Source organism: Rhizorhabdus sp. P4_G5, assembly GCF_056401065.1.
Genome location: NZ_JBFUKB010000001.1, coordinates 458,413 through 477,683 on the forward strand (window position 1 = coordinate 458,413; position 19,271 = coordinate 477,683).

A 19,271-nucleotide genomic window follows, 5' to 3' on the forward strand; every position below is an offset into this window, starting at 1 on the left:
ATCCCAACGACCTGGTTGGGGAGCCGCGATGATCGAAGGCACGAGCAAAGGATGGGCGCGCCTGGCAACGGCACTGGGCGCGATGAACAACCGACGCGTTCGTGCGGTCGGACATCTGCTTACCGGCACCTCGGCCACCGTCGTCCTGAGCCTGTTGTCGATAACCTTCGCCGCGCGCGGTCTCGGGCCAACGCAATATGGCGTACTCGCGCTGATCCTCACGCTCGGCCAGGCATGCGAAAGGCTTTTCAGCTTTCAGTCGTGGCAGCCGCTGATCCGCTATGGCGCGACACTCGATCCCATCCGCGACTGCGACGACCTGCGATCGCTGTTCAAGTTCGGGCTGATGCTGGATGCAATGGGCAGCGTCGCGGCGTGGGCCGCCGCCAGCCTGTTTGCCGTCGCGGGCCATTTTTTCTTCGGCATTCCATGGGTGACGATCGAGATCGCACTGGTTTTCCTGCTTTCGCTACTCTTCAACATGAACGGCACCGCCACTGCGGCATTCCGCCTGTCCGGACAGTTTCGAATGGTCGCCTATCTTCAGGTGGCCGTGGCGATCATCCGGCTCGCCGCGACGCTGTTCGCCTTTGCGACGGGTGCCGGGCTGATCGGATTCGTCATCGTCTGGGGCGCGACACAGGCGCTCGGCGCCCTGCTCAACATCGCCTTCGCCATGCGCCTGCAGGCGAGTCTCGGCGTGGCCAGCGTGCTTAGGGCCAGCCTCGCTGGAATGGGGCGACGTTTCCCCAATGTCTGGGGGTTCACCTGGGGGGCCAACATATCGCTCACGATCTGGTCCAGTGCGCAGCAGGTCGATACGCTCATCGTCGGCTGGCTGGCGGATCCTGCCGCAGCGGGCATGTTCCACATCGCCAAGCGCGTCAGCCGCGTCGTCCAGCAGGTCGGCAGCCATGTCGAAGCGGTGGTGTATCCGGACCTGAGCCGCCTTTGGGCGGACAGCAGGAAATCGGCATTCGTCCAGCTGCTGATCGAAACCGAAATCATATTGGCACTGTTCGGAGCGACCTGTTTCGTGGTGGCGCTGCTTTTGTCGCGGATGGTGCTCGAAGCGACCGCCGGGCCGAGCTTCGGTGCGGCAGCGCCGCTGCTCAGCATCCAGATCCTGGCTGTCGGGCTGGCGATCAGCGGCGCAGCCAGTCGCGCCGGCCTGCTTGCGATGGGCCGCCAGCCGGCCGTCCTACGCACGGTGCTGGCCGCGGCGGCGGCATTCTACTGCTCGGTCGCCCCGCTGATTGAGATATTCGGTGCGATGGGCGCGAACATCGCGCATGTCCTGTTCGGCGCCATCTGGCTCGGCGGGCTCGGCTGGTCGCTGCGCCAGGGGTTGCGCTCGTCGCAACCCGGCGCTGCGATCACCGAGGTCGCAGATGGAGGTAGGACGGGTCGAACTGCGCGAAGTTCTTCAGTTGCTCCGGATCATTGAGGGACAGCATGCCGTGCGTGAGTTTCACCGCGCCGGTGTCCTCAAGCAATTTCAATGTGCGATTGGCCTGCACGGTGGTCATGCCCAACGCAGCCGACAGATCCTCGCGGCTGACCGGGAAGCTTAAGCTGCCGTTCGAATCCGCACCGGCAGCTCGGGCGCGCCAGAACAGCTCGCAGAACAGATGGGCCATGCGCACCTCGGCGATCATCTGGCTGTTCCGCATGAGCCAGGTGCGGAACATGCTCGCCTGCACCAGCGTCTCCCGCCACAGGAGATCGCGGATGTTGGGCCGCTGGTTCAGCACCGCAAGCATCTCCGCGTGTTCGACGAGGACGATCCGGCTCGGTACGGCCGCGCTCATCGCGGTGTCCATCACCGGCATGTGGAGGGTATCGGCGGAAGGCACGTCGGTCGGCAGATAGAAGGCGTGGATCTGGCGTTCGCCGTCTTCGGTGACGGTGAACCGGTGCAGAAGGCCGGTGACGATTCCCACGACATGCGACGGACGATCACCGACGCTGATGAGCTGTGCCCCCCTGCCTATTTCGCGGAACTCTCCCGCCATGGCGCGAAGCGCCTGTCGATCGCCATCGTCAAGAGGGCCGATAAGCTCAAGCCGCCTGATGAAGGTCTCACCCGTCATCGCCCGGCCCGATCTCGGCGCTTCCGAACAGCAGCCCATTGATGATCTCGATAGCGTCGCCGAAGGGCAGCACGATGACCGTCGATCCGCTTGCGTCCATCACATCTATCCAGCCCCGCAAGTCCATTCGGCCGTGCTGCAGTTCGTCGCACATGATCGATCGAGCCGCGGCGATCGCATAGTGCCGGGCAGCCTCCAGGTCCGGCAGAGTCACGCCCTCATAATCTTCGATGAAGCCGACCGAATTATACAGGTGGAAGCGATAGTGCGGCATCGTTTCCTTCATCCGAGCAGGGACCAGCTGTATCAGCGGCGGATCATGGTCGTCGCAATATAGGTTACTACCGGCCAACAGCACGGGGAGCTGGTCCGCCACTGCCGCTCGAGATCACGATCCTGCGCCATCCGCTCCAGCGAAGGTAACGATCTTCACGTGCGCCCCCGGATGCACGGCGCCTGGCCCGTTCAACGCAGTCAGCAGCGCCAGGCCATGCGGATCGGCGACCTGCCGCGCCAGGCTCCGTTCAGTCTCCCCGGGTGCGACGATGACCACTCGCACCACGCGGGGCCGCAGCCGCGCGACCTCCTCCGGCGCCAGCAGGTGAAACGAGGCGAACAACCGCAGGATCGCCGCCGCGCTCGCATCCGATGGCGGCGACACGATTGCGAAGTGATAGGCATGGCCGCCGCCTGCGTCATAGGCAGCCACCGCGAGCGGCAGCGATCCCTGGCGGGTCGCGATGCGGACCGGTACGATGATGGCAGGCAGCCCATTGACGACGGTGGCTTGCGCCATGCCGATCTCCGCCGGCACATCGCCCAGCAACTGTGGCAGCATCGTCTCCACATAGGCCGGCAAGCCCCCTGGCGGGATCGGCCCGCCAGCGAACTCACCGCGCACCCCGGCAGGGCCGGACAAGGTGATCGCCTGTGGGCTGTTGGCAAGCGTAAAGCCTTCCGGCGCCTCGAACCCGATTCGCATGATCGGATGGGCGAAGCGGCGGCCGAGCACGAAGCCCTGCTCGGGATCGTCGCCATATAAAAGCCCGTCGATCGCGGCGAGATAGGCCGGCGCCTTATCGGGGAGGGCGTCGTCGCTGAGGCCCGTCTCCTCGGCGAGATGATGGGCCCGCTCCACCCGCTTGCCCGTCAGCGGATGGCTCAGCGCCCATTCGGGAACCCCCCTTGCGGCATCGCGGCCACCGCTGTCGGTGAGAAAAGCCTGTTGCCGATCGAGGGCGCCCAACATGTCCCCAGCAGCGTAGGGATCATAGCCTGCACGACGCAGAAAACGGATGCCGAGCTCGTCAGCCTCATATTCCTGGCCCCGCGAGTAGCGCAGCGTGAACATCTCCGCAGCGGCGCCGGCGAGGCGGGTGAGCCGTTCCGATCCGGTCAGGCTCACCACGATCACGCCCAGCATGCTCCACAGCGAGCGGCTTTGCTGGCGCTCGCTGTGCCGCGCGACGATGTGGCCGACTTCATGACCGAGCACGGAGGCCAGTTCGGCCTCGCTGGATACGATCGCCATCAGTCCGCGCGTGACGTAGATATAACAGCCCGGCACCGCGAAGGCGTTGACCACGTCGCTGTTGACGAGCGTGAAGGTGCATCGGCCGCCCAGCCCCGCGGCGTCCGCGACGGTCGCACCGAGGCGCTGGACATAACCCTCCTGTGGCCCCCGGTATTCGCCGCCGAACTGGGCAAGCAGCTGCGGATGCTGCTGCGCGCCGAAATCGCGATCCTCCTGACTCACGCTCGCCGCATATTCGGGCGCGGGATGGTCGCACCCGGTGACGATGAGGGAAAGCGCCAGGACGAGAACGGACATGCGACGCATCATCCGACGGCGCCTATGAACGTCAGCGTGACCGATGCCGCCACGGCCGGGCAAAGCAGCGAGCCTGGACATCCCGGCCGCGGGGAGAATAGGAAGAGCATCGACATCCTTCGACTGCAAGCGTGGATAGCGCCTAAATGCTCGGCGCTATGTTCCGTGCCCCTCGCCCCCCAGGCCGGCCACAACTACCTCCAGCGCGACCTGCCGAATCGGGTAGATGTGACTATGACCGATGACCAGCGGGTTGCGGCCGACAGCCTAGACTGCTCCGTTACTTCCCGGGGACATTCTCGCCCTTGCCCCAGTCGCGCCCTTCAAATGGCGTGATCCGTACGTCCAGATGTTGCCAGCCGTCGATGCAGCGGAGCGAAATGCTGATGCCGTCAGGATGCGAACGCGGGCGATAGAAGCTCTTGATGCCGCATTGCGAGCAGAAGATGTGCCGGGCCTTGCCGGTACCGAAGCGATAGGTGGTGGTGTCGCGCTGTCCTTCGAGCAGGCGGAAGCTGCTGTCCGGCACGATCAAGTGGAGAAAGCCCGTCATCGAACAGATCGAGCAGTTGCAGTCGAGGATCGCAAGCGGCGGCTCGCCGACCTCCGCCTCGAACCGCACCAGCCCGCAATGACAGCCGCCTTCGACCTTCACCTTCAGCCTTTCACCACATAGCGCGTTATCAGGCAGCCGCCTGCCGATCCCAGGCCCGATACGAAAGCACCCCATGCCATGTCGAGGACGGTGATGCGGCTGCTCCAAACGATCAGCGTGGCCTGATTGGTCAGGTCATAGGTCGCATAGGCGAAGAAGCCGAACACAGCGCCTTTGAGCAGCGCCCCCTGACATCCGGCGCCAGCCAGACCAGGCGACACCGCGAAATAGACGAGGCCGACGATATAGAGCGCGTAGAAGAGGATCGCCGGAGCCATCCGGGGCTCGGGCGCCAGGATGGAGCCGATCAGCGGCTTGTAGAGCGACGGCCCCACCTGGGTCAGCCAGATGAAGTCCAGCGCGGCGAAAACAACCAGGGTCGCCACATAGGCGACGATGATGCGTGTCATGCGATCCTCCCCCTAAATCCTGCCCTTCATGAACGACTTGGCGGTTGCCGTCATCCTTGTCTTTTCGGCGACGAGCGGCGATGAAGCGGCGCGGCGTCGTCCTCCGGCCCGCCGGGATTCGGGGAAAGCATGTCGGTTCCAGATCGCGGTCGGGATTCCGCGACCATCTTCATCGTCGCGACCATCCTGATCGATGCGATTGGTTTCGGCATAATCATCCCGGTGCTGCCGCGGCTGGTGATGGAGCTGGGCGGTCTCGACCTCGCAGATGCGACCTGGATGGGCGGATGGCTGGCCGTTACCTATGCGCTGACCCAGTTCCTCTGCGGTCCGCTCGCCGGCAATCTCGGCGATCGCTTTGGCCGGCGGCCGGTGCTGCTGCTCGCGCTCGCCGGGCTTTCCATCGACTATATGCTGCTGGGGTTCGCGCCCAGCCTCGGCTGGCTTTTTGCCGGGCGACTGATCGCCGGCATCTTCGGCGCATCCTTCGGCCCCGCCACTGCGGCCTTGGCCGACATCACGGCACCCGAAGATCGGGCGAAACGCTTCGGCCTGGTAGGGGCGGCGTTCGGCATCGGCTTCATCATCGGACCCGCGATCGGGGGCCTGCTGGGCGACTTCAGCCACCGCGCGCCATTCTGGGCCGCGGCCGCGCTTGCGGCGGCCAATTTTATCTTCGGCTTCTTCAGGTTCCCGGAGACCTTGCCCGTGGACCGGCGTCGTCCATTCGATCTGGCCCGCGCCAATCCGGTTGGTGCGCTGCTCGCGGCGCGCAAGCTTCGCGGCGTGCTGGGACTGGCCGGCATATTGCTCCTCTGGAACGTCGCATCGATGGTCTACCCGGCGACATGGGCCTATTTCGCAATCGCGCAATATGGCTGGTCCAACGGCATGATCGGCGCATCGCTCGCCATGGCGGGGATATCGATGACGGTCGTGCAGGTCGTCGTGCTCGGCCGCGTCGTGAAGCGGCTGCGCGAGCGGCGAACCGCCATGATCGGTGCCGGCGTGGCGGCGATATGCTACCTGCTCTATGCGCTCGTTCCGGTTGCCGGCTTCGGCCTCCTCCTTGTCGTCGTCTCTTCGCTGCAGGCGCTGGTCCAGCCATCCGTCACCGCCTTGATGTCGCAGCGCGCGCCCGCCGAGGCGCAGGGCGAGATGCAGGGCTTCATCGGCAGCTTGAACGCCGTCGGCGCGATCGCAGGGCCACTGCTGCTGAACCCGGCCCTCGCCTGGTTCACCGGACCAGCCGCGCCAGTTCATTTTCCGGGCGCCGCGTTCGTGATCGCCTCTACTTTCGGTTTTCTCGCTTTCCTTGCGCTGATGCTGACGAGGCGTGCGCGCGACCAGCAGGTTCGCGCCTAGAGCATGATCGTTTGAGGTGGAAGCGCGTGGCGCTTCCACCGAAAGCGTGAATCATGCTCTGTCAAAGGTTTAGACCTTGATTCACGGATCAGGCTGATTCAGCCTGATCCGATCAAGGTCTAGATCCCGTCGGATACCGGCGTGTAGCCGAGCTGGACGAGCCCCGCGCCGATCGCAGACAGGCAACTCTCGATGGTGGTGGCGTCGGTCGAGCGAACGACGAAGTTGGCGCCGACCCTGCCCTCGCGGAAAAACGGGTAGCTGCCGATCTGCGATCCCGGATGCGCGTGCTCGGTCTCGCGCAGCAGTTCGGCCACCTCACTTTCGGCCACCCAGCAGCCGATCGTGCGCGACAGCATCGGCCGGCCACCTTCGAGCTGGTTCGACAGCGCCTCGAGCATCATTCCGGCGATGTGGGGGACGCCGGCCAGGATGAAGATATTGCCGATGCGGATGCCAGGCGCGCCCGACATGCTGTTCTCGATCAGGTCGGCGCCGTCGGGCACCCGGGCCATCCGCAGCCTTGCGTCGTTCAGCCCGCCGCGGCTCGCATAATAGCCCTCGAGCACGGCGCGGGCCTTGGGATGGATGATCACGGGCACGCCCAGCGCCGCGGCGATCGCGTCGACGGTGATGTCGTCATGTGTCGGGCCGATGCCACCGGTGGTAAAAAGATAGTCGTTGCGCGCCTTGAGCTGAACCACGGCCTCGCCGATCAGCGCTATGTCGTCGGCGACGACCCGCACTTCGGACAGCCGGATCCCCTGCATGTTCAGCCACAATGCGACCTGCGACACATTCTTGTCTTGGGTCCTGCCCGACAGGATTTCGTCGCCGATGACAAGCAGGGCCGCGGTCCAGATGCGCTCTTCTTGGTTCTGCGGAATCATGGGCAGAGCCATAGTGCCTGATCCACGCTGGTGGAAGCGCGATGCTGCATCTCAACTCGCGTCCGGCAGAAGGCGGGGAAGATCGGGCGGTGCAACGATGCTCGCAATGAGCCCGCACTTCGCTTATATCGACGGAATGACGACATATGTAACCGCGGACGATATAGTAGCCGCCAATCCGCGCAGCGGCGCGATCAAGCTTCATGGACCTGCAGGCTTCGCGGGCATGCGCGCGGCAGGACGGCTCGCCGCCGAAATCCTCGACGCGCTGGTACCCCATGTCGTGCCGGGCGTGGAGACCCAGGCACTGGACCGCATCGTCTATGACATGACGATCGCCGGCGGCGCGGTTCCCGCCACGATGAACTATCGCGGCTATACGCATAGCTGCTGCATCAGCATCAATCATGTCGTCTGCCATGGTATTCCGGGCAGCAAGACGCTGAAGGACGGCGACATCGTCAATATCGACGTGACCCCCCTGCTCGACGGCTGGCATGGCGACAGCAGCCGCATGTATCTGGTCGGGGATGTCGGCATAAAGGCACGGCGGCTGGTCGACGTCACCCATGAGTGCTTGATGCTGGGAATAGAGCAGGCAAAGCCCGGCAACCGGCTGGGCGACATCAGCAGTGCGATCCAGCGGCATGCCGAAAAACATCGCTATGGCGTCGTCCGTGATTTTTGCGGCCACGGCCTCGGCCGCATCTTCCATGATTCGCCCGAAGTGGTGCATGTCGGCCGTCCCGGCACCGGCCCCGAATTGCGGCCAGGCATGTTCTTCACGATAGAACCGATGATCAACATAGGCCGGCCCGATGTGAAGATGCTCGAAGACGGCTGGACGGCGGTCACCCGCGACCGCTCGCTGTCCGCACAGTTCGAGCACTCGATCGGCATCACCGAAGACGGCTGCGAGATATTCACGCTCAGCCAGACGGGGCAGCACAAGCCACCCTATCTTTAAGGCGGTATCGTGGGCGGACAGGTGCGGCGCGGAGGTTATTAGCAAGGCATTGGCCTGCCCATTTTTCGAGCAGGCCGACGATATATGCCGGGTTTTGCGGCAATGCGGGAGAATATCGATGCGATGTCTCCGAGCCTTCTTGCGACTCGCGTAATCGCACGCTTATTGGGGGCCCGCAAAGAGCGCTGGCCGGGGAGGGCTCAGATGAAGAAAATCGAAGCGATCATCAAGCCGTTCAAGCTCGATGAGGTCAAGGAAGCCCTTCACGAGGTAGGTGTTTCCGGTATCACGGTAACCGAAGCCAAGGGCTTTGGTCGCCAAAAGGGTCACACCGAGCTGTACCGCGGCGCGGAATATGTTGTCGATTTCCTCCCCAAGGTGAAGCTGGAGGTTGTCGTCGACGACAGTCTGGCCGATCGCGTGGTCGAGGCGATCGCATCGGCAGCCCAGACGGGCCGAATCGGTGACGGCAAGATCTTCATCCTGCCGGTCGAGGGCGCGGTCCGCATACGGACTGGAGAGAGAGACGCGGACGCGATCTGATCGCGTCCAGCGATGAAGAAGGCAGGGCGCAACGATCGCCCGAAACATCCACGAATTTCTCACATGATTTTCTCACGGGGAAGGCAAGCAATATGGCGAACAAGCCCGCTGACGTTCTGAAAATGATCAAGGACAAGGAGATCGAGTGGGTCGATCTTCGTTTCACCGACCCCAAGGGCAAGTGGCAGCACCTGACGATGGTCGCCGGCGTCGTTGGCGAAGACGAGCTGACCGACGGCTTCATGTTCGACGGGTCGTCGATCGAAGGCTGGAAGGCCATCAACGAGTCCGACATGATCCTGAAGCCGGACCTCGATGCGGTCTGGATCGATCCCTTCTCGGCCACGCCGATGCTGATCCTGGTCTGCGACATCGTCGAGCCGTCGACCGGGGAGCTTTATGCCCGCGATCCGCGCTCGACCGCGAAGCGCGCCGAAGCCTATGTGAAGTCGATTGGTATCGGCGACACCGTCTATGTCGGACCCGAAGCGGAATTCTTCATGTTCGACGACGTGCAGTTCGATACGACCTACAACTCGTCCTACTACAAGCTCGACGACATCGAGCTGCCGACCAACACCGGCAAGGCGCTCGAGGGTGGCAATCTCGGCCACCGTCCCCGCGCCAAGGGCGGCTACTTCCCCGTCGCGCCCGTCGACAGTGCGGTAGACATCCGTGCCGAGATGGTATCGACCATGCTGGAAATGGGCCTGCCCTGCGACAAGCATCACCATGAGGTCGCCTCGGCGCAGCACGAACTGGGCCTGACCTTCGGCACGCTCGTCACCACGGCTGACCGCATGCAGATCTACAAATATGTCTGCTGGCAGGTGGCTGCCGCCTACGGCAAGACCGTCACGTTCATGCCGAAGCCGATCAAGGAAGATAACGGCTCGGGCATGCACACCCACATATCGATCTGGGGCGAAGGCAAGCCGCTGTTCGCCGGTAACGGCTATGCCGGTCTGTCGGAAATGTGCCTCTACTTCATCGGTGGCGTCATCAAGCACGCGAAGGCGCTCAATGCTTTCACCAACCCGACCACCAACAGCTACAAGCGGCTGGTGCCGGGCTATGAAGCGCCAGTGCTGCTCGCCTATTCGGCGCGCAACCGTTCGGCATCGTGCCGCATTCCCTATGGCGCCGGCGCCAAGGCGAAGCGGGTCGAGTTCCGCTTCCCCGACGCGATGGCCAATCCCTATCTCTGCTATTCGGCGCTGCTGATGGCGGGTCTCGACGGGATCGAAAACAAGATCCATCCCGGCGAGGCGATGGACAAGAACCTCTACGACCTTCCGCCGGAAGAGCTCGCCGAAGTTCCGACCGTCTGCGCATCGCTGCGCGAAGCGCTCAACAGCCTGTCGGCCGACCATGCCTTCCTCACCAAGGGCGGCGTGTTCACCGAAGACCAGATCGAATCCTATATCGAGCTGAAGTGGCCGGAAGTCGCCCGTTGGGAGATGACCCCGAGCCCCGTCGAGTTCGACATGTATTATTCGAGCTGATTTCCGGACCAGGGCTTCAGGGGGCTCCGGGGCAACCGCTCCGGGGCCCCTTCTCGTTTGTTGCCATTGCTCATCACCGTGCCTATCTGCCCGTCACCGACAGGATTTTCGATGAACGCACCGCCGAGCTTAACAACCGCAAGGGCAGCGCACGGCATGCGCTTCGGTGAGTTCGTCGCGCTGATGGCATCGCTTATGGGCGTCAACGCCCTCGGCATCGATGCCATGCTTCCTGCGCTCAGCATGATCGGGCGGGAGCTGGGCGTCGCGATCGAGAACCATCAGCAACTCATCGTGGTGGCCTATGTCGCCTGTTTTGGCGTGGGGCAGCTCTTCTGGGGACCGCTTGCGGATCGCTATGGCCGCCGTAACATATTGGTCGGGGCGATGGTCGTCTACGCCGCGATGAGCTTCACCGCTGCCCACGCGGCAAGCTTCGAACTGCTTCTGGCGGCGCGAGCCACCCAGGGGCTGTCGGCGGCGTCCACGCGCGTGCTCTCGATTTCGATCATCCGCGATTGCTATGAAGGCCGGCGGATGGCCAAGGTGGTTTCCATCACCTTCATGGTGTTCCTCGCCGTCCCGATCTTTGCGCCGTCGATCGGCCAGCTGGTCCTGCTGGTCGCACCCTGGCGCTGGATTTTCTACTTCCTCGGCGGTTACAGCCTGCTGGTCGCATTATGGGCCTCGATCCGACTCCCAGAGACCCTGAACCCTGCCAATCGGCGGGCGATCAGCTTCGCCGTCGTCGGCGATGCCCTGCGTCAGATCCTCACCAATCGCTATTCGATCGGCTATACCGTCGCGATGGCCGCGGTATATGGCGGGCTGATCGGCTTCATAAACAGTTCCCAGCAGATCCTCCTGCATAGCTTCCATGCGCCCGAACTGTTCGCCATCTGCTTTGCCGTCGCGGGCAGCTTCATGGCTCTGGCCGCGCTGATCAACGCCCGATTCGTCGAGCGCTACGGGACGCGGATGATCTCGCATGCTGCCCTGCTCGCAATAATCATCATATGCCTGGTGCGGCTGGGCATCATCGCGAGCGGCCGCGAGACGCTGCTGCTTTTCACCCTGCTCAATGGCCTGACCTTCTTCTTCTACGGCCTGACGGGATCGAATTTCGGCGCGATGGCGATGGCACCCATGGCGCACCTCGCGGGCACGGCCTCGTCGGTGCAGGGCTTCATCCAGACCTCGATAGCAACATTGGTCGGGCTCGTGATCGGCCAGTCCTTCGCCGGGACCACCCTTCCCCTCACGCTGGGCTGGGAGTTGATGGGGCTGGCGGCGCTGGCGGTCATTCTGGTCGTCGAACGTGGCCGACTGTTCCGCCCGCAATATCCGCAGCCATCGCCGCGCGGCTGAAACCGGACTCAATAATCCTTCGATACCTTCACGCTGGCACTTTGGCGACCGATCGTCGAAATGCTCGACAGCAGAGACAGCCAGCGCGTGATCTGAAACTCGACGCGCGTCGCCGAATAACCCTGCCCGTCGCTGATCACCTCCACATAGGTACGCCGCCCGATATATTTTCCGGCGGCCACTGCTGTGCCGGCGCCGATCGTCGGATCTGCAGGCAGGATGCGCAGCCGATCGAGGCCGGCAGCACGGCGCACCGCATTGATCGGGTTGAGTCCCCCGCCCCCACCGCGCAGCGATCCCACTGCCGCCGCGAGTTGCAGCGCCTCCGGCGCCGAGAGATTGGTGATCGATGTCCCGAACAGCAGCCGCGAGAGCAACTCGTCTTCCGGTAGCGCCGGAATGCTCGAAAAATTGATCTCCGGCCGCTGCCCCGTGCCCGACACGGTGATCGTCGCGCTTACGCCGTTGAGATTCGCCTTGGCGGTAATGTCGAGCAAGGGATCCGGCGGCGTTTCGCCGAGGAAGCGAATAGAACCGCGATCGAGATCGAAGCGCCGGCCCGCGAACTCATACCCCCCGCGAACCAGGTCGACGCGGCCGTTGATCGCCGGACTGTCGATCGTGCCGCCGAGATCGAGCTTGCCGCGCCATTCGCTGTCGAGGCCAAGCCCGGTGACCGCCAGCTGATTGCGCGCGTCGAGCTTGATGGCCAGGCGCCACGGTGCCCGCCGGACGATCACGCCTTCGTCGTCGGGGCGGTTCAGTTCGATGGTTTCGAACTGCGGGATCGTCGCGACCGCCGCAGCCCGGCCCAGCTGGAAACGGCCGCGCACCAGCCGGACGTCGCCCGCGATCGTACCGCCATTACCGTCGGACCTGATCGTCAGCGGGCCGGTGACCGAGGCGCCGATGTCATCGCGATTGAGCAGCTGGGCATTTTGCGCGTCGATCGCGACGTCCATGCCGATGCCCTTGCCGCCAGCGAAATCAAAGGCAGCTCGGCCGCTGACCGTGCCGCCGCCCTTCGTCTGTCCGCCGAGCTTGTCGATCAGCAGCCGCGATCCATCGAATCGGCCCGACGCGGCGATGTTGGTGATCACCGTTCCCGAGATAGCGCTTTCGAGACGCGCCTGACTCGACTGCAGCGAGCCGCGGATCAGCGGGTTCGCACCCGTGCCGCTGATATCGGCGCCGATCGCGACCGGACCCGAAATGTCGATCGTCTCTATGCCGATCAGCCGCCACAACGTGTCGGCCGGCCCGCCATAGCGGATCTGGGCAAAGAGACTGCCGCTGCGCAGCCGTTCCGGCAGGGTTCCGGTGCCCGGCAGGCCGGCGATCCGGACCTGACCTCGCCCGATCACCTTGCCACCGCTCGACACCACCGCCCGGGCCGCAGCCACGCTGTCGGTCAACACCGCGGCGACGGCGACATCGGCCGGACGCGAGGTCAGCACCAGCCCCGATCGCGACAAGCCCGCGATCTTCAGATTGGCGCGGCCGGTCGGCCTGCGGGCGCCGCGCTCGATCCGATAGTCGACGTCTCCGGTGGCGATACCGGACAGGCTGAGCTGGGGAAAAAAGATGTCGAGCACCGACAAAGGCATGGACTGGATTCCGGCCTTCAGTTCGTTGGCAGCGCCCCCGAACCGGCCGGCGACCGTCGCCTTGCCGCCGGCAAAGCTCAACATTGCCGGATCGAGCCGCCAGCCATCGCCCTCGCGCCGGAATACCGCAGGAGATTCGATGCGGATCGGGCGGCGGTCGATTGCGCCCTCCGCCGTCAACATCAGGCTATCCGGCGTGAAGCGGGCGACGCTGGTGAGCTGAAAGCCGCGCCCCCGCGACCCCGCCAGATTGGCGGTGATGCTGCCGCTGCCGCCGGTCATGCTGATCTCGGCCCGACCCCGCCCGAGGGTAATTCCGTTAATGGTCGCGCCGAGCACAGCGATCGTGCCCCTGCCCTGGATACCCGCCGGATCGAGAAGCATCGCACCGTCGAGCCGGCCTCGCCCGACCGTGAAGGGGGCCGGGCCGGCAAAGCTGGCGCGCTGCGCCCGAAGATGCGCCTCGATCTTCTGCAGCCCGCGTTCGATAGAGAACAGCAGCGGCCCGGTGACGCTGCCACCGGCGAGATCGATCCGGCCGGTGAATCCGCCCGGATCGGAGCGCAAGCTGCCACCACCCTTGGCGCCACTGACGGCAACCTCTGCGACGGCGATAGTCGCGGGTTGTCCTGACGGCAGAAGGATCAGGCCGTTGCTCCCCCAAGCGCCCAGCTGCGAACCACCAGAAGCGGTGTAGGCGAACCCCTGCGGCGTGGGCACCAGCTTGACTGATACATCGGCCAGGCCGAGCGCGGGCAGCGGCGATGCAAATAACAGGTCGACCTTCGGCCGGCTGATATTACCATCGAGGGTGAGTTGCAGCGCGCCGTAGCGCGCCTGGGTGCCGCTGCCCTTGAAGTAGAATGTCCCGTCACGGCGGCGATAGCCATTGCCCGAGATCCGGATTTCGGGACCTGTCAGGACCAGCCGATCGAAATGCAGCACGCCATCGGGGCCACGTCGCAGCCGCGTATCGATCCTCGGCAGGCCGCCGGCCATCGAGCGCAGGAAGCCGTTGTCAAACCGGCGCACCCATGCGCGTCCACGACCCGCCACCATCGTCCCGCGGCCACCAGCACCGGGCACGACCTTCAGCTCCGAATTGACATCGACGATGCCGATGCCCGGAATGAAGTAACGCAGTAATTTCCCTTCCAGGGCAACATCATATTGCCCGGTCCTCAGGTCGAGATTGACCGAGAGCTTGCCGCCGAGCTTGTCCGAGCTCAGCTTCAATCCGTCGCCGCTGACCGTTGTCGCGGTGACGAGCAACAGGCCATCGACCTTGAGATTGCCGAGGATGCCCCCAGCGACATCGCCAATCCCGGTAACGCGCCGCGCGGTCAGCTTCACCGGCAGCTTCACCGGCGATTCCGAAAGATGGCCTTTGCCGTCCGCCCGCACCCCGTCAAAGCCGGTAGTATCGAACGCGACATGATCTGCGGTAAGCGCATAGCCGAAGGCTGCGGAAGCGAAGGGGCCATCGAAGGTGGCGTGGAGCCGCAGGTCGCGCCCGGTCATGTTGGGGAACAGCGCTGGCGGTTTGAGCAGGCGGGCATCGATCACCACGCCATCGAAGGCGCTGCTCGCCAGGTCGAGCGTGCCCGAACTCACCACCTCGAGCGACGGAGTCTTGACTGCCATCGATCCCGCCAGGCGCCGGTCCGCCAGCGTCGCCGTGCCGTCGATCCTGATCGTGGGGGCGCTCAGCCGCTGAAGCTTTCCCTTGAGGAAGCTGCTCGGCGCCAAGATGCCGTCGAGCGCATATTTTCCGCTGTTGGCGGCGAGCCTGAGCTCGACGAGCCTGATGTTGCCGACATCGAGCGTGGCCCGCCCCTTCCAGCCCGTCCAGCTCCCCGCACCGGAGATCACCCCGTCGACAGGTTGTTTCCAGCCCGTAGCCCCCGCGATGACGCCTTCCGCCGGACCGATCAGCTTCGCATCGATGTCGAAGCGGTCATTGTCCGGCTCCGAATCGAGTTGGAGCGCGAGCCGGTCGCCCGCACTGGATGCGGAGTTCAGCTTCAGCAGCGCACGGCCCTTGGCGATGTCCGCGCTGGCATCGATGCGCGCGGTCAACCGGCGGCCCGCCACCGGAGCCTCGAGACGCAGGCGGTCGATCCCGAGCCGTCCGACATGGACGTCGAAACCCGGCAGGAGCGGTCCCTTCTTGGGCGAAGGCGTGAGCTTCGGCAGCCTGTGCAGGATCATCAAGTCGGAGTCGGCGCTGCGGATCCACAGCTTGTTCGCCACCCACGCCGCCGGCCTCCAGTCGAGGTCGATCTCGGGCGCTTCCAGAAACAGGCCGGCGCTATCGTACAGGCGCAGATCGCGCAGCGTCGCCTTGTTCCAGATCGATCCGTCGATCCGCCCGATCCGGATGCGCAAGCCTGACGAGGGCCTGAGCGCGCTGATCCGGTCGATGATCAGCCGGTGCCCCGGTCCACTGTCGAGCATCCACACCGCCGCCGAGAGAAGCAGCAGGATCGACAGAAGCCCGATCGCCATCGCGCGCAGGATCGGATGCTGCCCCCGCCAGGCGACCACCCGCTGCTCCATCGTGGTGACATCTTGCGCCATCAAAAGGCCTGGCCAAGCGAGACATAGACCGCGACCCGCGAATCGCCGCTTCGCCTGTTGATCGGCGTGCCGACATCGACACGGATCGGCCCGAAACTGGTATAATAGCGAACGCCAAGCCCGGTGCCGAAGCGCATGTTCCGGAAGGTGGGCAGGCGCGCGGCGTAGAGGTTGCCGCCGTCGAGAAACGGCACCACCCCGAAATCCCCGAACCGGATCCGCGCTTCGATCGAGAATTCGGCAAGGCTGCGGCCGCCGGCGGGATCGCCGTTGACATCGATGGGGCCGATCTTCTGGTAGCCATAGCCACGCACCGATCCGCCGCCGCCCGCGTAGAAGCGCCGCGTCGGCGCAATCCGTTCCGCCGACGCCCCGATGATCGAGCCGAACCGCACCCGGCCGGCAATCACGGTGCGGCCGCCAATCGGCAAATAGCTGCTGCCGTCGATCTGCGCCTTCACATAGCCGAAGGCGCTGCCCTGCAGCGACAGCTCGGGCGAAACCCGCGCGGCGAGGCGATAGCCCCGGCTTGGGTTGAGCAGATCGTCGGATCCGTCATAGGACAGGCTTGAGGGTAGCGCGCCCGTCAGATATTTCCGCTGCCGCGGCGCGCCGGTCGCCTTGACGGTGTCGTCTTCCTTGGAGGCGGTGATCTCGCCGCCATAGGACCATGTCCATTTCTTTTGCCAGATGATGTTGGTCTGGCGTTCGAGGCCGGCGGCGAGCGTGACGCTGCGGGCTTCGAAGGCATTTTCGTCGAGGTGGCTGAACAGCAGCTGGCCGGTGAGCACCCGGTCGCGCGCCTTGTAGTTGTTGCGCCGCAGGATCGCCCCGAACGACTGCTCCTGCGTGCCGAGCACGCCGCGGAACGTGACGGCCCCTTCAGGCCGGATCAGGTTGCGATGCTGCCAGCTCGCCTCCAGCCGATAGCCTTCGCCGGTGCCGTAGCCGATCGCCCCCGATATGGTGCGCGGCGGCGCCGGCTCGAGTTTCACCGACACATTGACGACATGCGGGTCGGCGGTCGGGATCGGCTTGATCGTGACCGAGGAAACAAGGCTCGTCTGGATGAGGGCGCGGCGGAAATCCTCCATCTTGGCGGCATCGTAGATATCGCCCGAGCGGAAGCGCGCGATCCGGCCAAGGTGCTTCGCGCTGAACAGCCGCTTGCCCTCTATCGTGATGCGGCCGATCCGTTGGACGAAGCCCGGCTCCACGGGCACGGTGAGCGCCACCCCATGTTCATCATGATCGACCGTCAGCCGAGGATCGCCGACCTTCGCGAAGACGAAGCCCTCGCGGCCAAGCTCCGCCTTCAGCGCCGCCTGTCCGGCCGCGATCTTGTCCGAATCCGCCGGTTGTCCGGTCTTCAGGGCAAAGGCGTCGCGCATATGTTCGATTTTGTCGCCGGCCTGCTCCAGTCCCGGGAGGTCGATAGCGGAGAGCGTGTAGAGCGCGCCGGGTTCGACAAGCAGGGTAACGAGAAGCCGTCCGCCATTCTCATCCTCGATCCGCGTATTGATGTCCGCATCATAATAGCCGGCCGCACGCATCAGCTGAATCAGCAGCGCCTCGTCCTGCCGCGCACGCCGGTCGATCTGTGCCGTGTTGCCGCTGCCCCTGCCCTCCTCCAGCGCGGACAGCAGCTTGAAGCGGCTTCGTATGGCCGCCTCGCTCTCGACCGCGATGCCTTCAGGCCCGGAAAGCCCGTCGATCGCTACACGATAGCGCCGCTCGGTCGGCGCATCACCGGTCTGCGCCGCAACCGGGCTGGCGCCAGGAGCGTTGGCGACGGGCGACGGCACGGCCAGGTCGGCCTCCGGCCAGCCGACTTCCATCCCCGGCATCGGTGCCATCTCGGTCGATGGGTCAAGTGCAGGCAGCGCCGCTTCGCTGCCGGCCGCCGGGAGCTGCTGTGGCTGCGATTGCGGCTGCGTCTCCGGCTGAGGCTGGTTTCCCTGCTCAGGCCGCGACTGGGCGCGCACCGATATCGGCGCCGACACGCACAGGATTGCGCCTAATATGATCGAAGGAGCACGGAGCGACGTGCGGGCTGCACTCATGCGCCAACCCTAGCGACAGGGCGCACCGCCCGCCAGAGGCTAGTGACAAGCAACGGCCATGCGAAGGCGGGGCGCGACCAGCGGCGTGGAGCCGGGGCCGAGCCTCCCCGGCGGTGACCAGCCGCTCCCGTTTAGTGAACGGTACCGACCGGCACATCCTGACTGAGCAGAATTAGAAAACGCTCGATCTGCCGCCATTCGCAAAACCGAATCGCGTTTCCGAGCTCACGATAATGACGACTGCGAGCCGCAGCCTCGTCCATCGCCAGCATTCCATATTGCTGGAGCAGGTCCTGCGCCTGATCGATGCTGGTACGATTTGCGATGTAGAATAATTCTTCCAAGCGATCAGCCCCCGACGATAGTTGCCCCTCACCACTCAAGCTGCGTGCCACAAAATCGGAAATCCCGCGAAAGCTGGGCTGCGATGGTCGACAGAAGGTTTACCAAGTCCCGCCGCGGGACGATCGGTCCCGGCGTGGCACAGGCGGGACGCGCGCTGGCGCAAAGCTGGCAGTCATGGCATGGGGCAGAGATGGAACAGCACAGCGGCAACGCTTCGCGCGCAGGCGGAGCAATCATAGCCTTAACGGTTCTCGTCGGCGCGATCGGCGGCGCGAGCATCGGCCAACCTTCTCTCGGTACGGTGATCGGTACGGGCGTCGGGACAGCAATCGCCCTGGCGCTGTATCTGTTGGATCGACGCGGTCGCTAGGGGCGCGCTGGCCTAGACCACGCGCCGGCCGCACCACAGGACGCGGCCGATTACCCGCACCGTCGCAGGATCATAGCCCTCGATGTCGGCATGGGCGGAGTTGTCGCTGCGGATGACGAATGGCAGCTCGCGGCCAGCGTCCTTGACCAGTCGCTTGACCATCAACATGTCGTCGAGCCGCAGCACATAGATCGCGCCCGATCGGACAGTCGTTGCCGAGCGATCGACCAATATGTCATCGCCGTTGCGCAGCGTGGGCTCCATCGAGTCTCCCGCGACCCGGATGATCGACAGCATTCCGGCCCGACGCACGCCGAGGCTCCGAAGCAGCGCTCCGTCAAATCCCATGGGAGCGCCGCTCTCCTCGATCTCGGCGATACCGCCGGGCCCCGCCGACGCCCCGATCTCGATCCGCGGCACCGCCACCAGATCGGCGGCCAGGGCGGGTGCTCGTCCTGGGCGGCCGCCGAGCTGCTCCTCCGGCACGCGGAAATAGGCCGCAAGCTTGAGCCGGTCCTCCTCGGCCAGCTTGCGTGGCGTGCCACGCTTGATGAACTGCTGGATATAGGCGGGATTGCGGCCGAGCAGACGAGATATGGCGCTGTAATCCTCGCCGCTGTGGCGGATCAGATCATCAAGCGCGGTGCGGATGTCATCGGCCATATCCTCCATTATCGAT

The 19,271-nt window shown here is 64.7% G+C and carries 17 protein-coding genes; 7 read left to right on the plus strand and 10 right to left on the minus strand.

The annotated features are described in order from the left end of the window. Positions 1 to 28 precede the first annotated feature (28 nt). On the plus strand, positions 29 to 1,447 hold the full coding sequence (locus AC1DQK_RS02190; RefSeq protein WP_477866892.1) for a lipopolysaccharide biosynthesis protein: 1,419 nt from the start codon (positions 29 to 31) through the stop codon (positions 1,445 to 1,447). On the opposite strand, the gene AC1DQK_RS02195 is transcribed toward AC1DQK_RS02190, so the two are convergent. From AC1DQK_RS02195 to AC1DQK_RS02215, 5 genes are all read right to left on the minus strand, one after another. Then, the gene (locus tag AC1DQK_RS02195; RefSeq protein ID WP_477866894.1) at positions 1,377 to 2,093 is read right to left on the minus strand and encodes a Crp/Fnr family transcriptional regulator; all 717 of its coding nucleotides are present in this window, start codon (positions 2,091 to 2,093) and stop codon (positions 1,377 to 1,379) included. The two genes, AC1DQK_RS02190 and AC1DQK_RS02195, sit on opposite strands and share 71 nt — an antisense overlap. Continuing rightward, positions 2,083 to 2,469: a DUF6894 family protein gene (locus AC1DQK_RS02200; RefSeq protein ID WP_477866896.1), complete on the minus strand. Its 387-nt coding sequence runs from the start codon at positions 2,467 to 2,469 to the stop codon at positions 2,083 to 2,085. The genes AC1DQK_RS02195 and AC1DQK_RS02200 overlap by 11 nt, the downstream gene beginning before the upstream one ends. A 12-nt stretch (positions 2,470 to 2,481) precedes the next feature. Further along, positions 2,482 to 3,924, minus strand: a complete 1,443-nt coding sequence (locus tag AC1DQK_RS02205) for a M48 family metalloprotease (RefSeq protein WP_477866898.1) — start codon at positions 3,922 to 3,924, stop codon at positions 2,482 to 2,484. Between the two features lie 280 nt (positions 3,925 to 4,204). Next, positions 4,205 to 4,579: a GFA family protein gene (locus AC1DQK_RS02210; protein WP_477866900.1), complete on the minus strand. Its 375-nt coding sequence runs from the start codon at positions 4,577 to 4,579 to the stop codon at positions 4,205 to 4,207. Between the two features lie 2 nt (positions 4,580 to 4,581). Beyond that, entirely contained in the window at positions 4,582 to 4,989 is a 408-nt protein-coding gene (locus AC1DQK_RS02215; RefSeq protein WP_477866902.1) for a DUF2177 family protein, read from the minus strand. A gap of 129 nt (positions 4,990 to 5,118) precedes the next feature. Between AC1DQK_RS02215 and AC1DQK_RS02220 the strand changes: the two genes are divergently transcribed. Beyond that, complete coding sequence (locus AC1DQK_RS02220) at positions 5,119 to 6,354, plus strand: MFS transporter (RefSeq protein WP_477866904.1); 1,236 nt, start codon at positions 5,119 to 5,121, stop codon at positions 6,352 to 6,354. A gap of 119 nt (positions 6,355 to 6,473) precedes the next feature. On the opposite strand, the gene AC1DQK_RS02225 is transcribed toward AC1DQK_RS02220, so the two are convergent. Next, positions 6,474 to 7,244 (minus strand): competence/damage-inducible protein A, encoded by a 771-nt coding sequence (locus AC1DQK_RS02225; RefSeq protein ID WP_477866989.1) that lies wholly within the window; start codon positions 7,242 to 7,244, stop codon positions 6,474 to 6,476. Positions 7,245 to 7,380: 136 nt separating this feature from the next. On the opposite strand from AC1DQK_RS02225, the gene map reads away from it, so the two are divergent. The 4 genes from map to AC1DQK_RS02245 all read left to right on the plus strand — a co-directional run bounded on the left by map (position 7,381) and on the right by AC1DQK_RS02245 (position 11,627). Then, a complete protein-coding gene (gene map / locus AC1DQK_RS02230) occupies positions 7,381 to 8,211 on the plus strand; it encodes a type I methionyl aminopeptidase (RefSeq protein ID WP_477866906.1) in 831 nt (276 codons plus the stop codon). A gap of 204 nt (positions 8,212 to 8,415) precedes the next feature. Beyond that, positions 8,416 to 8,754, plus strand: a complete 339-nt coding sequence (locus tag AC1DQK_RS02235) for a P-II family nitrogen regulator (protein WP_012051005.1) — start codon at positions 8,416 to 8,418, stop codon at positions 8,752 to 8,754. A 92-nt stretch (positions 8,755 to 8,846) separates the two neighbouring features. Then, positions 8,847 to 10,259 carry a type I glutamate--ammonia ligase gene (gene glnA, locus AC1DQK_RS02240; protein WP_477866909.1) on the plus strand — a complete coding sequence of 471 codons (1,413 nt, stop codon included), beginning with the start codon at positions 8,847 to 8,849 and terminating at the stop codon, positions 10,257 to 10,259. Between the two features lie 111 nt (positions 10,260 to 10,370). Next, the gene (locus tag AC1DQK_RS02245; protein ID WP_477866911.1) at positions 10,371 to 11,627 is read left to right on the plus strand and encodes a multidrug effflux MFS transporter; all 1,257 of its coding nucleotides are present in this window, start codon (positions 10,371 to 10,373) and stop codon (positions 11,625 to 11,627) included. Between the two features lie 8 nt (positions 11,628 to 11,635). Here AC1DQK_RS02245 and AC1DQK_RS02250 read toward each other — a convergent pair whose 3' ends face one another. The 3 genes from AC1DQK_RS02250 to AC1DQK_RS02260 all read right to left on the minus strand — a co-directional run bounded on the left by AC1DQK_RS02250 (position 11,636) and on the right by AC1DQK_RS02260 (position 18,272). After that, entirely contained in the window at positions 11,636 to 15,814 is a 4,179-nt protein-coding gene (locus AC1DQK_RS02250; protein WP_477866913.1) for a translocation/assembly module TamB domain-containing protein, read from the minus strand. After that, on the minus strand, positions 15,814 to 17,877 hold the full coding sequence (locus tag AC1DQK_RS02255) for an autotransporter assembly complex protein TamA (protein ID WP_477866915.1): 2,064 nt from the start codon (positions 17,875 to 17,877) through the stop codon (positions 15,814 to 15,816). Before AC1DQK_RS02255 ends, AC1DQK_RS02250 begins: the two co-directional genes overlap by 1 nt. A 131-nt stretch (positions 17,878 to 18,008) precedes the next feature. Then, positions 18,009 to 18,272 (minus strand): hypothetical protein, encoded by a 264-nt coding sequence (locus tag AC1DQK_RS02260; protein WP_477866917.1) that lies wholly within the window; start codon positions 18,270 to 18,272, stop codon positions 18,009 to 18,011. Positions 18,273 to 18,304: 32 nt separating this feature from the next. On the opposite strand from AC1DQK_RS02260, the gene AC1DQK_RS02265 reads away from it, so the two are divergent. Continuing rightward, positions 18,305 to 18,592, plus strand: coding sequence for a hypothetical protein (locus tag AC1DQK_RS02265; RefSeq protein WP_477866919.1), 288 nt, complete (start codon positions 18,305 to 18,307; stop codon positions 18,590 to 18,592). Positions 18,593 to 18,604: 12 nt separating this feature from the next. Here the strand turns inward: AC1DQK_RS02265 and AC1DQK_RS02270 are convergent, their stop codons facing one another. Then, positions 18,605 to 19,255, minus strand: a complete 651-nt coding sequence (locus tag AC1DQK_RS02270; protein WP_477866921.1) for a S24 family peptidase — start codon at positions 19,253 to 19,255, stop codon at positions 18,605 to 18,607. Between the last annotated feature and the right edge of the window lie 16 nt (positions 19,256 to 19,271).

Excerpts from the sequence above, each read along its gene's own strand:
- AC1DQK_RS02225 (WP_477866989.1), bottom strand. The coding sequence starts at position 7,244 with ATGATTCCGCAGAACCAAGAAGAGCGCATCTGGACCGCGGCCCTGCTT.
- AC1DQK_RS02245 (WP_477866911.1), top strand. The coding sequence starts at position 10,371 with ATGAACGCACCGCCGAGCTTAACAACCGCAAGGGCAGCGCACGGCATG.
- AC1DQK_RS02250 (WP_477866913.1), bottom strand. The coding sequence starts at position 15,814 with ATGGCGCAAGATGTCACCACGATGGAGCAGCGGGTGGTCGCCTGGCGG.
- glnA (WP_477866909.1), top strand. The coding sequence starts at position 8,847 with ATGGCGAACAAGCCCGCTGACGTTCTGAAAATGATCAAGGACAAGGAG.
- AC1DQK_RS02270 (WP_477866921.1), bottom strand. The coding sequence starts at position 19,255 with ATGGCCGATGACATCCGCACCGCGCTTGATGATCTGATCCGCCACAGC.
- AC1DQK_RS02205 (WP_477866898.1), bottom strand. The coding sequence starts at position 3,924 with ATGTCCGTTCTCGTCCTGGCGCTTTCCCTCATCGTCACCGGGTGCGAC.
- AC1DQK_RS02190 (WP_477866892.1), top strand. The coding sequence starts at position 29 with ATGATCGAAGGCACGAGCAAAGGATGGGCGCGCCTGGCAACGGCACTG.
- AC1DQK_RS02215 (WP_477866902.1), bottom strand. The coding sequence starts at position 4,989 with ATGACACGCATCATCGTCGCCTATGTGGCGACCCTGGTTGTTTTCGCC.
- AC1DQK_RS02265 (WP_477866919.1), top strand. The coding sequence starts at position 18,305 with ATGGTCGACAGAAGGTTTACCAAGTCCCGCCGCGGGACGATCGGTCCC.
- AC1DQK_RS02220 (WP_477866904.1), top strand. The coding sequence starts at position 5,119 with ATGTCGGTTCCAGATCGCGGTCGGGATTCCGCGACCATCTTCATCGTC.
- AC1DQK_RS02195 (WP_477866894.1), bottom strand. The coding sequence starts at position 2,093 with ATGACGGGTGAGACCTTCATCAGGCGGCTTGAGCTTATCGGCCCTCTT.
- AC1DQK_RS02235 (WP_012051005.1), top strand. The coding sequence starts at position 8,416 with ATGAAGAAAATCGAAGCGATCATCAAGCCGTTCAAGCTCGATGAGGTC.
- map (WP_477866906.1), top strand. The coding sequence starts at position 7,381 with ATGACGACATATGTAACCGCGGACGATATAGTAGCCGCCAATCCGCGC.
- AC1DQK_RS02255 (WP_477866915.1), bottom strand. The coding sequence starts at position 17,877 with ATGAGTGCAGCCCGCACGTCGCTCCGTGCTCCTTCGATCATATTAGGC.